Here is a 15,186-nt window from a genome sequence, read left to right as displayed (position 1 = left end):
GTCAATGTACGCAGCAGGTTCTTGTAGTCCTCGCGGATGTCCGCGTCGGATTCCTTAAGTGCATTGATCTTGCGGCAGGCGGGCACCTCGGGGGTGTGGTCGCGACCGCCAAACACATCGCCGATTTCCGGCAGGCTGTGGTTGGTCAGTTCCTTGGACAACGCCATGGCGACCTGACGCGGACGAGCCACCGAGCGCGAACGGCGCTTGGACAGCAAGTCGGAAATCTTGATCTTGTAATACTCGGCGACGGTGCGCTGAATGTTATCCACAGAGACCAGTTTGTCCTGCAACGCCAGCAGGTCTTTCAGGGATTCGCGGATCAGCTCGATGGTGATGTCGCGGCCCATGAAGTGCGAGTGGGCGATCACGCGTTTCAGCGCGCCTTCCAGCTCACGGACGTTGGAGCGAATACGCTGGGCAATGAAGAACGCGGCGTCATGGGGCAACTCGACCTTAGCCTGATCGGCCTTTTTCATCAGGATCGCCACGCGGGTTTCCAGTTCCGGCGGCTCGACGGCAACGGTAAGGCCCCAGCCGAAGCGGGATTTCAGACGTTCTTCAAGGCCTTCGATTTCTTTCGGGTAGCGGTCACTGGTAAGAATGACCTGCTGACCACCTTCAAGCAGGGCGTTGAAGGTGTGGAAAAACTCTTCCTGAGAGCGCTCCTTGCGAGCGAAGAACTGAATATCGTCGATGAGCAAGGCGTCCACCGAACGGTAGAAGCGCTTGAATTCGTTGATCGCGTTCAGTTGCAGCGCCTTGACCATGTCGGCCACGAAACGCTCGGAATGCAGGTACACGACCTTGGCATTCGGATTCTTCTTTAATAGGTGGTTGCCCACCGCGTGCATCAAGTGGGTTTTACCCAAGCCGACGCCACCATAAAGGAACAATGGGTTGTAACCGTGCTTGGGGTTGTCCGCCACTTGCCAGGCCGCCGCACGGGCGAGCTGGTTGGATTTACCTTCTACGAAATTCTCGAAGGTGAATGTACGGTTCAGGTAACTGGTGTGCTTGAGCGCACCTTCGACCTGCACGGTGCGCTGTTCGGCGCGAACCGGGGCCTGTTGCGAAGCAGCGCCGGCCATCGGGTCGAAGCTGTCACGGGACGGCTCCTCACTGACTTCAGCAGTTTTCTGCGTGGAACGCTTGGCCGGAGCGGGCGCCGGTGCCAGGTTGTTCGTCGGCACGTTATTGGCCTGCGCCTGGGAAACCTGCGCCGCCGCCAGCGGGGCATTCGGTGCGGCACGCGGTGCGGAGCTGCGTTTGCTGCCTATTAACAAGGACAGCGCCGGCGTCGAGCCATTGCCGTGCTCATCCAGCAATTCAAGAACCCGACCCAGGTACTTTTCGTTGACCCAGTCCAGCACGAACCGATTCGGTGCGTAGACGCGCAACTCGTCGCCTTCGGCTTCGACCTGTAGTGGACGGATCCAGGTGTTGAATTGTTGGGCAGGCAGCTCTTCGCGCAAAAGCTCTACGCACTGCTGCCAAAGTTCCACTGACACGGATATCCCCTAAGTTGAAAGCCGGTGAGGCAAAAACAAGCGGCCATTGTAGCGGCGAGCCGTTCACTTATCCACATGCAGGTAGCTCCATCGCCATCATTTATCAACGCACAGGCGTCCCGAAAGGCGACCAACGGTCTGTGAATAAGCCCTGTGGATAAACACCTCTGAGGTCACTGGACAACTGGGGGCTGAACCCGGTGGATAACTGGCCTGTGGATAACAGGCCCTTTCACGCACAGCTTATCCGATAGCGCAGCACAGGCTGAACACGGTTTTCCCCTGTAGTTGTCATTCTCTGTACATCACATGGAATAAGGCCTCGTGGCGGTTATCCACAGAAGAACCCGTGCCTAGCTTTTACAAGCTTTACAGAAAAGCTTTAAATAATTCCCTTCTTTATTTTTATATCTGGCGGACAGGCTTTCGAGCTAAAACCCCACTCGGATCTATTTATAAGGAAACGCTGGTTGGAAATTGACCTGAAGGCTTGCTTTCTCTAGAATCCCCGGTCTCTTAAAACGGGGGCCATTCCGGCCCGTTGTGGACGAACCAGGTAACACGACATGAAACGTACTTTCCAACCAAGCACTATCAAACGCGCTCGTACCCACGGTTTCCGTGCTCGCATGGCTACCAAGAACGGCCGCGCAGTCCTGTCGCGTCGTCGCGCCAAAGGTCGTGCGCGTCTGGCAGTTTGATAATCCGGTACTGGAGGTGAGTCAGGACTTCAGTCGGGAAAAGCGTCTGCTTACCCCCCGGCATTTCAAGGCAGTCTTTGACTCCCCTACCGGCAAGGTTCCGGGGAAAAATCTCCTGCTCCTTGCACGCGACAACGATCTTGATCACCCCCGACTAGGGCTGGTTATCGGGAAAAAGAGCGTAAAGCTCTCCGTTGAGCGCAATCGCCTCAAACGTCTAATGCGCGAATCGTTCCGTCTGCACCAGGATTCACTGGTCGGCTGGGACATCGTTATCGTCGCGCGCAAAGGTTTGGGTGATGTAGAAAACCCCGAATTGATTCAGCATTTCGGCAAACTCTGGAAGCGTCTGGCGCGTAACAAGCCAGTTCCGGCAGTCAAAACCGAAACTGTAGGGGTAGACAGTACCGATGCGTAAACTGGCCCTCGTTCCGATCCAGTTTTATCGCTATGCCATTAGTCCTTTAATGGCCAGCCACTGTCGCTTCTACCCCAGTTGTTCCTGCTACGCGTATGAAGCCATTGAAAATCATGGCCTTCTGCGCGGTGGCTGGCTGACCTTTCGTCGTTTAGGTCGCTGTCATCCGTGGAATCCCGGTGGTTATGACCCGGTTCCACCTGTCCCTACCTCCCGTTCTTCTTCGTTGGCCGAGTATTCATGGTTATCATACGGTCTTTCCTGATCGTCGCCCTGGCAATCGTGTCCTACGTCATGGTTCTTAAATGGAACCAGGATTATGGCCAGGCTGCCCTGCCGACTCAGAATGTTGCTTCCAGTACGACTACATCCGGTTTGCCGGACACCGCCACTGGCACCAATGCCGCCAGTGACGATATTCCGCGCGCCGCCAGCGATACCAGCGCACCTGCCGAAACGCCGGTTGCCGCCAGCAAGGACCTGATTCAGGTCAAGACCGATGTGCTCGATCTGGCGATCGATCCACAAGGTGGCGACGTTGCGCAACTGACTCTGCCTCTGTATCCACGTCGTCAGGACCGTCCTGACGTGCCGTTCCAGCTGTTCGACAACGGCGGCGAACGTGTTTATCTGGCGCAAAGCGGTCTGATCGGCACCAACGGCCCGGATGCAAACCCGGCCGGTCGTCCGGTTTATTCCTCGGAGAAGAAGGTTTACCAACTGGCTGACGGTCAGGATCAACTCGTGGTTGACCTGAAATTCAGCAAGGACGGCGTCAACTACATCAAGCGTTTCACCGTCAAACGTGGCCTGTACGACGTTGCCGTTTCCTACATTGTGGATAACCAGAGCGCTCAGCCCTGGAACGGCGCGATGTTCGCTCAGCTGAAACGTGATGCAAGCGCGGATCCTTCGTCCACAACAGCTACTGGCACTGCGACTTACCTGGGCGCTGCCCTGTGGACAAGTTCGGAGCCGTACAAGAAAGTGTCCATGAAGGACATGGACAAGGCGCAGCTCAAAGAAACCGTCACCGGTGGCTGGGTCGCGTGGCTGCAACATTACTTCGTGACTGCGTGGATTCCGGCCAAGGGCGAAAACAACATCGTCCAGACCCGTAAAGACAGCAAAGGCAACTACATCATCGGATACACCGGTCCTACTCTGACCGCTGCTCCAGGTGCAAAAGTTGAAACCAGCGCTGTGCTGTACGCCGGTCCGAAAAGTCAGGCTGTGCTGAAAGAGTTGTCCCCAGGTCTGGAATTGACCGTCGATTACGGCATTCTGTGGTTCATTGCCCAGCCTATCTTCTGGCTGCTGCAACACATCCACGCGATTGTCGGTAACTGGGGCTGGTCGATCATCTTCCTGACCATGCTGATCAAAGGGATTTTCTTCCCGCTGTCAGCGGCCAGCTACAAGTCGATGGCGCGCATGCGTGCCGTGGCGCCGAAATTGGCTGCGCTGAAAGAGCAACATGGCGATGACCGGCAGAAGATGTCGCAAGCCATGATGGAGCTGTACAAGAAAGAGAAGATCAATCCACTGGGCGGCTGCTTGCCAATCCTCGTGCAGATGCCGGTCTTCCTGTCGCTGTACTGGGTTCTGCTGGAAAGCGTGGAAATGCGCCAGGCGCCGTTCATGCTGTGGATCACTGACCTGTCGATCAAAGATCCGTTCTTCATTCTGCCGATCATCATGGGCGCAACCATGTTCATCCAGCAGCAGCTGAACCCGACTCCTCCGGATCCGATGCAGGCGAAAGTGATGAAAATGATGCCAATCATCTTTACCTTCTTCTTCCTGTGGTTCCCGGCAGGTCTGGTGCTGTACTGGGTAGTGAACAACTGCCTGTCGATTGCACAACAGTGGTACATCACGCGTAAGATCGAAGCGGCAACGAAAAAAGCCGAGGCGTAACTTGCACTGTGGATAACACCACTCAAAACGCCCCCTAGTGGGGCGTTTTGCTATCTGCCACTTTTGTCTGGATGCCGCTTTATGAGCACACCCCGTGAAACCATCGCCGCCGTCGCCACCGCCCAAGGTCGCGGCGGTGTGGGCATCGTCCGTATTTCCGGGCCGTTGGCCAATGTGGCGGCAAAAGCCATCAGCGGCCGAGAACTGAAACCGCGATACGCCCATTACGGGCCGTTTTTCAGCGACGATCAGCAGGTGCTGGATGAAGGTCTGGCACTGTATTTCCCGGGGCCGAACTCGTTCACCGGCGAAGACGTCCTGGAATTGCAGGGCCACGGTGGCCCGATCGTGCTCGACATGTTGCTCAAACGCTGCCTGGAACTGGGTTGCCGTCTGGCCCGTCCGGGTGAATTCAGCGAGCGCGCCTTTCTCAATGACAAACTCGATCTGGCCCAGGCCGAGGCCATAGCCGATTTGATCGAAGCCAGTTCTGCACAAGCGGCGCGCAATGCGTTGCGTTCATTGCAGGGTGCATTCTCGCAGCGTGTGCATAACTTGACCGAACAGCTTATCGGTCTGCGCATCTATGTCGAAGCCGCCATCGACTTCCCCGAAGAGGAAATCGACTTTCTTGCCGACGGCCATGTGCTCGGCATGCTCGACAAGGTGCGCGACGAGTTATCCACAGTCTTGCGCGAAGCCGGGCAGGGTGCGTTGTTGCGCGACGGCATGACTGTGGTGATCGCCGGTCGGCCAAATGCCGGCAAATCCAGCCTGTTGAATGCATTGGCCGGTCGCGAAGCCGCCATCGTGACCGAGATCGCTGGCACAACGCGGGATATTCTGCGCGAACATATCCACATCGACGGCATGCCACTGCATGTGGTCGACACCGCCGGTCTGCGCGATACCGATGATCATGTGGAAAAGATCGGCGTGGAACGAGCCTTGAAAGCCATTGGTGAAGCGGATCGGGTTTTGCTGGTGGTCGATGCGACTGCGCCGGAAGCACTGGACCCGTTTGCCTTGTGGCCTGAATTCCTCGAGAGCCGACCGGATCCGTCGAAAGTGACGCTGATCCGCAACAAGGCTGATCTGTCCGGCGAAGCGATTGCGCTGGAAACCAGTGACGACGGTCACGTAACGATCAGTCTCAGCGCCAAGTCCGCTGAAGGTCTCGATCTGCTGCGTGACCATCTCAAGGCGTGCATGGGTTACGAGCAGACCTCGGAAAGCAGCTTCAGCGCACGCCGCCGGCATCTGGAAGCACTGCGCCACGCCAGCGCGGCGCTGGAACATGGCCGCGCCCAATTGACCGTGGCCGGGGCCGGCGAATTGCTCGCCGAGGATTTGCGCCAGGCTCAGCATTCGCTGGGGGAAATTACCGGAGCGTTCAGCTCAGATGATTTGCTGGGAAGAATCTTCTCCAGCTTCTGCATCGGCAAATAACAGAGGGGGCTGTGGATAATTATCCACAGCCCTTTTTGCTGTCACCAATTGTAGGAAACCGTACCAAGCAAAGTACGATCCTCACCCCAGTAGCAGCGGCCGGCGTCGTTGCAGCCCGACACATATTCCTTATCGAACAGGTTCTTGGCGTTCAGGTCGAGACTCCAGTGTGTATCGATCTGGTAGCCAACAGCCGCGTCAACCAACGTAACGTCGCCAGCATTCAGCTTCCCGTATAGCGAAGGGGAGGTGTAAGCAAACGCGCTGTCGAAATAACGCACACCACCCGCGACGTACAAACCTTTCAGATCACCGTCGAGAAAGCGATATTTCGCCCAGGCGGAGGCTTGATTACGTGGCACTCCGGTCATTTGGTGTCCTTTGACCAGCGACGTCGGCGCATCCTTGGTGATCTTTGCATCGGTGTAGGTGTAAGCCGCCGTGACGTTGAGGTTTTGCGTCAGATTACTGTTGAGTTCCAGTTCCACACCTTTGGCGCGGCTCTCACCCACCTGGCGATAGGTCGAGGTCGTTGCATCGAAATAGGTGTCGTCCTTCTTGCGCAGGTCATACAGCGAGGCCGTGAATGCCGTATCCCAGCCGATCGGCTCGTACTTGAGACCCACTTCATATTGACGGCTGGTGATCGGATCAAGCGGTGCGCCGGCATTGGAAATCTGCTGCACCGGCACGAATGCCGTGGAATAGCTGACATACGGCGTCATGCCGTTGTCGAACTGATACATCACGCCGCCCTGATAGGTGAACTTCTTGTCCTCGGAGCTGATGTTGCTGCCTCGCGCCACTTTGTCGCGAAAGTCACTGTCGACCCAGTCCTGGCGCCCGCCGAGCAGGAACAGCCAGTGGTCGTACTTGCTCTGAATCTGTGCATAAACGCCTTTCATCTGCTGCTCGAGCAACGTGTTCTGCACAGCAATCGGCGTGGTCGGATCACGCAAGTAGACCGGGTTGTAGATGTCGATCGGCCCGACAATGCCGGCATTCCAGTCCTGGTTGAACGAGGTGCGATCGTAGCTGGCGCCAAACAGCACGGTGTTTTCCAGATCTCCCGCCTGGAACTTGCCTTCCAGCTGGTTATCCAGCGAATACACCATGGATTTGTTGAAGCGATCGTAGGCGGTCATGTTCAACCGTGTGCCGAAGCCGGCGTTGTTCAGATTGCCCGGCCAGGTTTCGTGGCGGGTGATGCGCGACTGCATGTAGCGCGAGTTCTGGCGGAACTGCCAGTCATCGTTGAACGAATGGCTGAACTCGTAACCGGTGCTCCAGGTTTCCCGTTCGAAAGTATTCCAGTCCGGGTCGCCGAGCATGGTGTCTTTGGCCAACTTGCCATTGGGGTTGCTCAGCAACGTGCCAGCGGCCGGCAGGCCTAGCTCCATGTTGGTGTGATCCTTCTGGTAGTTGGCCAACAGAGTCAGCGTATTGAAATCGTCGAAATTCAGCGTTAGCGAAGGCGCGATATAAATGCGGTCGTCGGGAACGTGATCGGTCTGGGTATCGGATTTGCGCCCCAGCATCACTACACGCCCGAGGACGTTGCCGCTGTCATTGAGCGGGCCGGAGACGTCGACGCCGATCTGCCGGCGATTGTTAGAGCCATAACCCAACTGCACTTCGCCGTGAGGCGAGGCAGTCGGGCGTTTGCTGACCAGATTGACCAGACCGCCCGGTGCATTTTCGCCATACAGCAGCGAAGACGGGCCACGGAACACCTCAACCCGTTCGAGTCCGTACGGCTCGGTGCTGGTGTCATAGCGATTGCCCTGCACGCGCAGTCCATCGCGCAGCAAACCGTAGCCGTAATCGGTGGCGTTGAAACCACGGATGTAAAACAAGTCTCCCGCCAGACTGTCACCGGCGGCGAACGGTGGGGCGAAGATTCCCGGCACGTAGCCGAGGACGTCGGTGAGTGTCTGAGATTTCTGATCTTTGATACGTTGCCCGGTCACCACTGACACCGAACGCGGTGTTTGCGATAGCGGTGTACTGGTTTTGGTACCGATCCGGCTGCTCTGCGCCTTGTAGCCAACGTCGGCGGCATAATCCAGATCCATTGGATTGGCCAACTGCGCGTTGATGTTGGTCGGGGCCAGTTCCAGGGAATCTCCGTTGGGCAAGGTCTGCAGAATGTAGCTGCCCGGGGCTTGGAGCACGGCCTGTAAGCCTGAGCCTTGCAACAATTGAGCGAAACCCTGTTCGACGCTGAAGTCGCCGTTCAACCCGGCGCTGCGCAAGCGACTGGTCTGCTGCGGCGAGAACGACAGAATCACATTCGCGGCAGAGGCGAACTGGCTCAGGGCATTGTCCAGCGGACCGGCGGCAACGGTGTAACGCTGGGATGCGGTTGCAGCGAAGGCACTGTGGCTGGTGACCAGACAGGTCGCAGCGCTGGCCATCATTAAGCTGTAAGCCATGCAGTGAGGAGAAAAGCGCTGACGGAACGTGGGAAGACGCATAGGTGGATGTGCCCTGAAGGTGGCTAAGAGCCGCGTTTATCGCGATTACCTGTAGGGCCGGGTCAGGGCAAAAAAAGATAACCCTCTTTGCATTTATTTTTTCCCAGGCGTTGTTTCGATCAGATGCTGTGGCTGATCGAGACCCAGTAACGGCTGAAATAGCGGACATTGATCGGCAACGAAGCCTGAAGGTTGGCCAGCACTGCGTCGGTCGAATCAAGCCGGAACGTCCCGGAGACCCGCAAGTCCCGCGAGCGGCGATCGCAATGCAAAACACCGCTGCGATAGCGTCCCAACGCTTCGATGACATCGCCCAAGCGCGCATTCAGAACGATCAATTGACCGTTGATCCAGGCCACTTCCGATGATTGAAAAGGATGAGTCAGGCCGACATGCCGACTATCGAAATCCGTGCTTTCGCCTGCTTTCAGGATGAGCGCAGCAGTGGATGACTGCGCAGGTTGAACGCTGACTCGATCTTCCAGCACGCCGACCCGGGTTGAGCTCGACATTTGATGCACCGAGAACCGGGTGCCCAATGCCTGGATTCGACCGTCGCGGGTTTGCACGTAAAACGGGCGCTGGTCGCCAAGCTTGCCGGTTTGAATGAGGATTTCGCCCGAGCGCAAGCGAATCAGGCGCAGGGCTGCGTCGAAAGCAACATCTATGGCCGAGTCGGTGTTCAGCTGGATCTGGCTGCCATCGGCGAGGCTGACGGTCCGACGCTGGCCTACACCGGTTTTATAGTCGGCCCAGACGTATCCAAGGGATGTGCGTTGTTGGACATTCCAGCCCACGAAACCTGTACCCGCTGCAAGCAGCAACAGTTTGAGTACCTGGCGCCGTGGTTGGCCACCATTGAGGGCGCGACGTTTCAGATCCTGTGGCAGCGTACCGAGGTGGCGCTGCAATTGTTCCATCTGGTTCCACGCCGCCAGATGCGCCGGATCGCTTTCTATCCACAGCTGCCAGGCTTTTTGTTCGGCAAGGCTCGGTGGCTGGGACTGCAATTGCACGTACCAGCTGGCGGCGGTTTCGAATACCTGGCGGTTGGGGGCGATGGCCATTAATGCTGCGCCATCACAACAGCACATTCAGTCAGAGCGCGGATCATGTGTTTCTTGACTGTGGTCAGCGAAACCTTCAGCTGCAGAGCAATCTGTTGATAAGTCATGCCATCCACCTGCGAGAGGATGAATATCCGCCGTGCCCGCGTGCCAAGGCCGGCCAATGCTTTATCCACAGCGACCAGCGTTTCAATAATCAGCGCCTTATCTTCTTCGCTGATGACCAGGCCTTCGGGCCGAGCCGCCAATGTCTGCAAATACGCGGTTTCGATGGAGCACCGTCGATAGCGATCGATGACCAGACCGCGTGCGACGGTCGCCAGGTAATCCCTAGGCTCTCGAATATGCGCCGCATTGCGGGCCGCCAGAATTCTCAGAAACGTGTCATGTGCCACATCGGCTGCATCGCAGGTGTTATGCAGTTTGCCTTTGAGCCAACCATATAGCCACGAATGGTGTTGCTCGTAGATTTGCTCAATCGCAGCGGTGTGGGCGGGTAGGGACATGGGGAGGAACTGGCGAGTTAATGATAATGGCTATTATTAGCCTCTGTTACCTTCTCTCACAATAGACTTTTCACTTCCTGCTATTGGCTTCCCCATGCCTCACCGATCCTTCGCTGAGGCTTTTCTGCGCCTGAAAAAACCCCTTCCGGCAATTTTCTGTGGATTAAGCTCTGTGAATAACTGCCGTTAAGGTCAGTTGATAACAGGGCTCGAAAACTGAATATAACCCGCCCTGTGGATAACCATGCTGTTCATCCACAGGCTTAAACCGGTTATCCAAGGGCCTCATAGGCACCTGAACACAGGGTTTTGAAAGTCTGTACACATTGTAAAATAAGGGCTGTGGAGATCTGTCCACAGAAAGCACGCTCAGTAAGAATAAACATAAAAACAAAGGTTTTATAAATTTCTCTCTTTTTTATTCTTTTAACCTCGAGTTCTCCACAGCTGGTTAAATTTTGTTCAAAGGGTTCTTTAGAAAGGGCGAAGTCCCTATACTTGCCGACCAGGTTCAGAAACCTGAGCTCAACTATTTCCTGAATGACCTACTTAAGCAGGCACGAGGTGCGTGGTGGATTTCCCTTCCCGTTTTGAAGTGATCGTCATCGGCGGCGGTCATGCCGGTACCGAGGCAGCACTGGCGTCAGCACGCATGGGCGCAAAAACCCTGTTGCTCACGCATAACGTGGAAACCCTTGGCGCCATGAGTTGCAACCCGGCCATCGGTGGTATTGGCAAAAGCCATCTGGTCAAGGAAATCGACGCCCTCGGCGGCGCGATGGCCATGGCCACCGATAAAGGCGGCATCCAGTTTCGCGTATTGAACAGCCGCAAAGGTCCGGCCGTACGGGCCACCCGTGCGCAAGCCGACCGGATTCTCTACAAGGCCGCTGTTCGCGAAATCCTCGAAAACCAACCGAACCTGTGGATATTTCAACAGGCTGCTGACGACCTGATCGTTGAGCAGGAGCAAGTCCGCGGTGTCGTCACGCAAATGGGTCTGCGCTTTTTCGCCGACTCCGTGGTGCTGACCACCGGTACGTTCCTCGGCGGACTTATCCACATTGGTCTGCAGAATTTTTCCGGCGGCCGTGCCGGCGATCCGCCGTCGATCGCGCTGGCGCACCGTTTGCGTGAACTGCCGTTGCGTGTCGGTCGTTTGAAAACCGGCACACCACCGCGTATCGACGGCAAATCTGTGGATTTCTCGGTGATGACCGAGCAGCCAGGCGATACGCCGATCCCGGTGATGTCGTTCATGGGCAACAAGGAACAGCATCCACGGCAGGTCAGTTGCTGGATTACGCACACTAACGCTCGCACTCACGAAATCATTGCCGCGAATCTTGATCGTTCGCCGATGTATTCCGCTGCCGGGGAAATCGAAGGCGTCGGCCCGCGTTATTGCCCGTCGATCGAAGACAAGATTCACCGCTTTGCCGACAAGGAAAGCCATCAGGTGTTCATCGAGCCGGAAGGTCTGACCACCCATGAGCTGTACCCGAACGGGATATCCACAAGCTTGCCGTTTGATGTGCAGTTGCAGATCGTGCAATCGATCCGCGGCATGGAAAACGCGCACATCGTGCGTCCGGGTTATGCAATTGAGTACGACTACTTCGATCCGCGCGACTTGAAGTACAGCCTGGAAACCAAAGTCATCGGCGGTCTGTTCTTCGCCGGGCAGATCAATGGCACCACCGGTTACGAAGAAGCTGGCGCGCAAGGTCTGCTCGCCGGGGCCAACGCTGCGCTGCGTGCCAAGGGCAAAGAAGCCTGGTGTCCGCGTCGCGATGAAGCGTACATCGGCGTTCTGGTCGACGACCTGATCACCCTCGGTACCCAAGAGCCGTACCGCATGTTCACTTCACGCGCCGAGTACCGCCTGATCCTGCGCGAGGACAACGCCGACTTGCGTCTGACCGAAAAAGGTCGCGAGCTTGGTCTGGTCGATGACGCGCGTTGGGCGGCCTTCTGCAAGAAACGCGAAAGCATCGAGCTCGAAGAGCAGCGTCTGAAGAGCACCTGGGTACGGCCGAATACCCCTCAGGGCGAGGCGATTGCCGAGAAATTCGGCACGCCGCTGACCCACGAATACAATCTGCTCAACCTGTTGAGCCGCCCGGAAATCGATTACGCCGGTCTCGTTGAAGTGACCGGGCAGGGCGCCGAAGATCCACAGGTTGCCGAGCAGGTTGAGATCAAGACCAAGTACGCCGGTTACATCGATCGTCAACAGGATGAGATCGCCCGGCTGCGCGCCAGTGAAGACACCAAATTGCCTGTGGATATCGACTACACGAACATTTCCGGTCTCTCCAAGGAGATCCAGAGCAAGCTCGGCGCGACGCGCCCCGAGACGCTCGGTCAGGCTTCGCGAATTCCGGGCGTGACCCCGGCAGCCATTTCGCTGTTGATGATTCATTTGAAAAAACGCGGCGCGGGCCGTCAGTTGGAGCAAAGCGCTTGAGTGCCAATGTCACTTCGCAACACGCCGAAGAGTTATCCACAGGAGCCCTTGAGCTCGGTATTGAGCTCACGCAAACCCAGCACGAATTGCTGCTGGGTTATCTGGCCCTGTTGATCAAATGGAACCAGGCCTACAACCTCACTGCCGTGCGTGATCCGGACGAAATGGTCTCGCGTCACTTGCTCGATAGTCTGAGCGTGATGTCGTTCATCGAAAACGGTCGCTGGCTCGACGTTGGCAGTGGCGGCGGGATGCCAGGCATTCCGTTGGCGATCCTGTATCCGGGATCGCAAGTGACCTGCCTGGACAGCAATGGCAAGAAAACCCGCTTCCTGACTCAGGTCAAACTCGAACTCAAGCTGGATAACCTGCAAGTTATCCACAGTCGCGTCGAAGCGTTTCAGCCTGCCCAGCCGTTCAACGGGATCATTTCCCGGGCATTCAGCAGCATGGAAAACTTCACTAACTGGACTCGCCACCTGGGCGACGCCGATACACGCTGGCTGGCAATGAAGGGCGTTCATCCGGCCGATGAGCTGGTAGCATTGCCGGCAGATTTCAAACTCGATAGCGAACACGCCCTGGCCGTCCCCGGTTGCCAAGGCCAACGCCATCTGCTGATACTGCGCCGCACGGCATGATTGGGAACACAAGCAAGAATGGCTAAGGTATTCGCGATAGCGAACCAGAAAGGTGGTGTGGGCAAGACCACCACCTGCATCAACCTCGCAGCATCCCTGGTCGCGACCAAGCGCCGGGTGCTGTTGATCGATCTCGATCCACAAGGCAACGCCACCATGGGTAGCGGTGTGGATAAACATGGTCTGGAAAACTCGGTCTACGATCTGCTGATCGGCGAATGCGACCTGGGCCAGGCCATGCACTTCTCCGAGCACGGCGGTTACCAACTGCTCCCGGCCAACCGCGACCTGACCGCGGCCGAAGTGGTGCTGCTGGAAATGCAGATGAAGGAAAGCCGTCTGCGTAGCGCGCTGGCGCCCATCCGTGACAACTACGATTACATTCTGATCGACTGCCCACCGTCGCTGTCGATGCTCACGCTTAACGCATTGGTCGCCGCTGACGGCGTCATTATCCCCATGCAGTGCGAATACTTTGCGCTGGAAGGTTTGAGCGACCTTGTGGATAACATCAAGCGCATCGCTGAACTGCTGAATCCGAACCTGAAAGTCGAAGGCCTGCTGCGGACCATGTATGACCCGCGCCTGAGCCTGATGAACGATGTCTCGGCGCAGCTCAAGGAACACTTCGGCGATCAGCTGTACGACACGGTGATCCCGCGCAACATTCGCCTGGCCGAAGCACCGAGCTACGGCATGCCGGCGCTGGCTTACGACAAGCAATCGCGTGGCGCGCTGGCCTATCTGGCCCTGGCGGGCGAGATGGTTCGCCGTCAGCGCAAAAATTCACGTATCGCCGCTGCCCAGCCAACTTAAGGAATCCCCATGGCCGTCAAGAAACGAGGTCTCGGACGTGGACTGGATGCACTGCTGAGTGGTCCGACGGTCAGCGCGCTCGAAGAACAAGCCGCGCAGGCTGACACCCGCGAACTGCAACACCTGCCGCTGGACCTGCTGCAGCGCGGCAAATATCAGCCGCGCCGCGACATGGATCCCCAGGCACTTGAAGAACTCGCGCAGTCGATCAAGGCCCAAGGCGTGATGCAGCCGATCGTAGTACGACCGATTGGCGGTGGCCGCTTCGAGATCATCGCTGGTGAACGCCGTTGGCGCGCGAGCCAGCAGGCCGGGCAGGAAACCATCCCTGCAATGGTGCGCGATGTGCCTGATGAAACGGCCATTGCGATTGCGCTGATCGAAAACATCCAGCGTGAAGACCTCAACCCGATCGAAGAAGCCGTCGCCTTGCAGCGCTTGCAGCAGGAATTCCAGCTGACTCAGCAGCAGGTTGCCGAGGCTGTGGGTAAGTCGCGGGTGACTGTGGCTAACCTGTTGCGACTTATTGCACTGCCCGAAGTGATCAAGACCATGCTGTCGCACGGTGACCTGGAAATGGGTCACGCGCGTGCCTTGCTCGGTCTGCCGGACAATCAGCAGGTCGAAGGGGCGCGACATGTTGTCGCACGAGGGCTGACTGTGCGCCAAACCGAGGCACTGGTTCGCCAGTGGTTGAGTGGCAAACCGGAGCCTGTGGAAGCTGCCAAACCCGACCCGGACATCGCTCGCCTCGAGCAGCGTTTGGCCGAGCGCCTAGGCTCTGCGGTGCAGATTCGCCATGGCAAGAAGGGCAAAGGCCAATTGGTGATTGGTTATAACTCGCTCGACGAGCTTCAAGGTGTGCTCGCACACATCCGCTGAAACATTTCCTCATGTAGCGCGCAGTCGGAAATCACTACCTGACAGTTGAATAGGGGCAGAACCGCCCCTATACTCTGCGCGCATTTTGTCGGCACAAATTATGCCAAGTTATTGAATTTCGGCAGCCGACCATTGGAGAGCAACTGTGATGGAAACCCGCACGCCAAACCGCTTGCCTTTCCATCGCCTGGCGGTTTTTCCGGTGTTGATGGCTCAATTTGTCATTCTGCTCATTGCCGCTTTGGCGCTCTGGCAATGGCATGGTGTCGTTGCCGGATACTCGGGACTTTGCGGAGGCCTGATAGCCTTGCTGCCCAATGTTTATTTC

The 15,186-nt window shown here is 57.1% G+C and carries 14 protein-coding genes; 10 read left to right on the top strand and 4 right to left on the bottom strand.

Going from position 1 to position 15,186, the window contains the following annotated elements; genetic code table 11:
* Positions 1-1,511, bottom strand: a 1,511-nt coding sequence (gene dnaA, locus ACIGDJ_RS27515) for a chromosomal replication initiator protein DnaA (RefSeq protein ID WP_397504689.1), incomplete at its 3' end; no start/stop codon positions are given.
* A 566-nt stretch (positions 1,512-2,077) separates the two neighbouring features.
* Between dnaA and rpmH the strand changes: the two genes are divergently transcribed.
* The 5 genes from rpmH (at position 2,078) to mnmE (ending at position 5,999) form a co-directional block, all read left to right on the top strand.
* A complete protein-coding gene (gene rpmH / locus ACIGDJ_RS27510) occupies positions 2,078-2,212 on the top strand; it encodes a 50S ribosomal protein L34 (protein WP_003213577.1) in 135 nt (44 codons plus the stop codon).
* Between the two features lie 16 nt (positions 2,213-2,228).
* The gene (rnpA, locus tag ACIGDJ_RS27505) at positions 2,229-2,630 is read left to right on the top strand and encodes a ribonuclease P protein component (RefSeq protein WP_039757776.1); all 402 of its coding nucleotides are present in this window, start codon (positions 2,229-2,231) and stop codon (positions 2,628-2,630) included.
* The gene (gene yidD / locus ACIGDJ_RS27500; protein ID WP_397504688.1) at positions 2,623-2,895 is read left to right on the top strand and encodes a membrane protein insertion efficiency factor YidD; all 273 of its coding nucleotides are present in this window, start codon (positions 2,623-2,625) and stop codon (positions 2,893-2,895) included. The genes rnpA and yidD overlap by 8 nt, the downstream gene beginning before the upstream one ends.
* Entirely contained in the window at positions 2,871-4,550 is a 1,680-nt protein-coding gene (yidC, locus tag ACIGDJ_RS27495) for a membrane protein insertase YidC (RefSeq protein ID WP_397504687.1), read from the top strand. Before yidD ends, yidC begins: the two co-directional genes overlap by 25 nt.
* An 81-nt stretch (positions 4,551-4,631) precedes the next feature.
* Complete coding sequence (gene mnmE, locus ACIGDJ_RS27490; protein ID WP_313000334.1) at positions 4,632-5,999, top strand: tRNA uridine-5-carboxymethylaminomethyl(34) synthesis GTPase MnmE; 1,368 nt, start codon at positions 4,632-4,634, stop codon at positions 5,997-5,999.
* Positions 6,000-6,040: 41 nt separating this feature from the next.
* Here the strand turns inward: mnmE and ACIGDJ_RS27485 are convergent, their stop codons facing one another.
* The 3 genes from ACIGDJ_RS27485 to ACIGDJ_RS27475 form a co-directional block, all read right to left on the bottom strand.
* Entirely contained in the window at positions 6,041-8,476 is a 2,436-nt protein-coding gene (locus tag ACIGDJ_RS27485) for a TonB-dependent siderophore receptor (protein ID WP_397480194.1), read from the bottom strand.
* 119 nt (positions 8,477-8,595) lie between these two features.
* Positions 8,596-9,543 carry a FecR domain-containing protein gene (locus ACIGDJ_RS27480; RefSeq protein WP_397480195.1) on the bottom strand — a complete coding sequence of 316 codons (948 nt, stop codon included), beginning with the start codon at positions 9,541-9,543 and terminating at the stop codon, positions 8,596-8,598.
* Positions 9,543-10,049 carry a sigma-70 family RNA polymerase sigma factor gene (locus ACIGDJ_RS27475; protein WP_397480196.1) on the bottom strand — a complete coding sequence of 169 codons (507 nt, stop codon included), beginning with the start codon at positions 10,047-10,049 and terminating at the stop codon, positions 9,543-9,545. Before ACIGDJ_RS27475 ends, ACIGDJ_RS27480 begins: the two co-directional genes overlap by 1 nt.
* 571 nt (positions 10,050-10,620) lie before the next feature.
* On the opposite strand from ACIGDJ_RS27475, the gene mnmG reads away from it, so the two are divergent.
* The 5 genes from mnmG to ACIGDJ_RS27450 form a co-directional block, all read left to right on the top strand.
* Positions 10,621-12,519 (top strand): tRNA uridine-5-carboxymethylaminomethyl(34) synthesis enzyme MnmG, encoded by a 1,899-nt coding sequence (gene mnmG, locus ACIGDJ_RS27470; protein WP_101159739.1) that lies wholly within the window; start codon positions 10,621-10,623, stop codon positions 12,517-12,519.
* Positions 12,516-13,160 (top strand): 16S rRNA (guanine(527)-N(7))-methyltransferase RsmG, encoded by a 645-nt coding sequence (rsmG, locus tag ACIGDJ_RS27465; protein ID WP_101159740.1) that lies wholly within the window; start codon positions 12,516-12,518, stop codon positions 13,158-13,160. Before mnmG ends, rsmG begins: the two co-directional genes overlap by 4 nt.
* A gap of 18 nt (positions 13,161-13,178) precedes the next feature.
* Positions 13,179-13,976 (top strand): ParA family protein, encoded by a 798-nt coding sequence (locus tag ACIGDJ_RS27460; RefSeq protein WP_016772400.1) that lies wholly within the window; start codon positions 13,179-13,181, stop codon positions 13,974-13,976.
* 9 nt (positions 13,977-13,985) lie between these two features.
* Complete coding sequence (locus ACIGDJ_RS27455; protein WP_007960777.1) at positions 13,986-14,858, top strand: ParB/RepB/Spo0J family partition protein; 873 nt, start codon at positions 13,986-13,988, stop codon at positions 14,856-14,858.
* A 148-nt stretch (positions 14,859-15,006) separates the two neighbouring features.
* Positions 15,007-15,186, top strand: a 180-nt coding sequence (locus tag ACIGDJ_RS27450; protein ID WP_397504686.1) for an ATP synthase subunit I, incomplete at its 3' end; no start/stop codon positions are given.

The organism is Pseudomonas sp. NPDC079367 (genome assembly GCF_044542195.1).
Taxonomy (GTDB): Bacteria; Pseudomonadota; Gammaproteobacteria; order Pseudomonadales; family Pseudomonadaceae; genus Aquipseudomonas.
The sequence above is the reverse complement of the archived record's forward strand: the minus strand, read 5'-3'. Positions and strand labels throughout refer to the sequence as shown.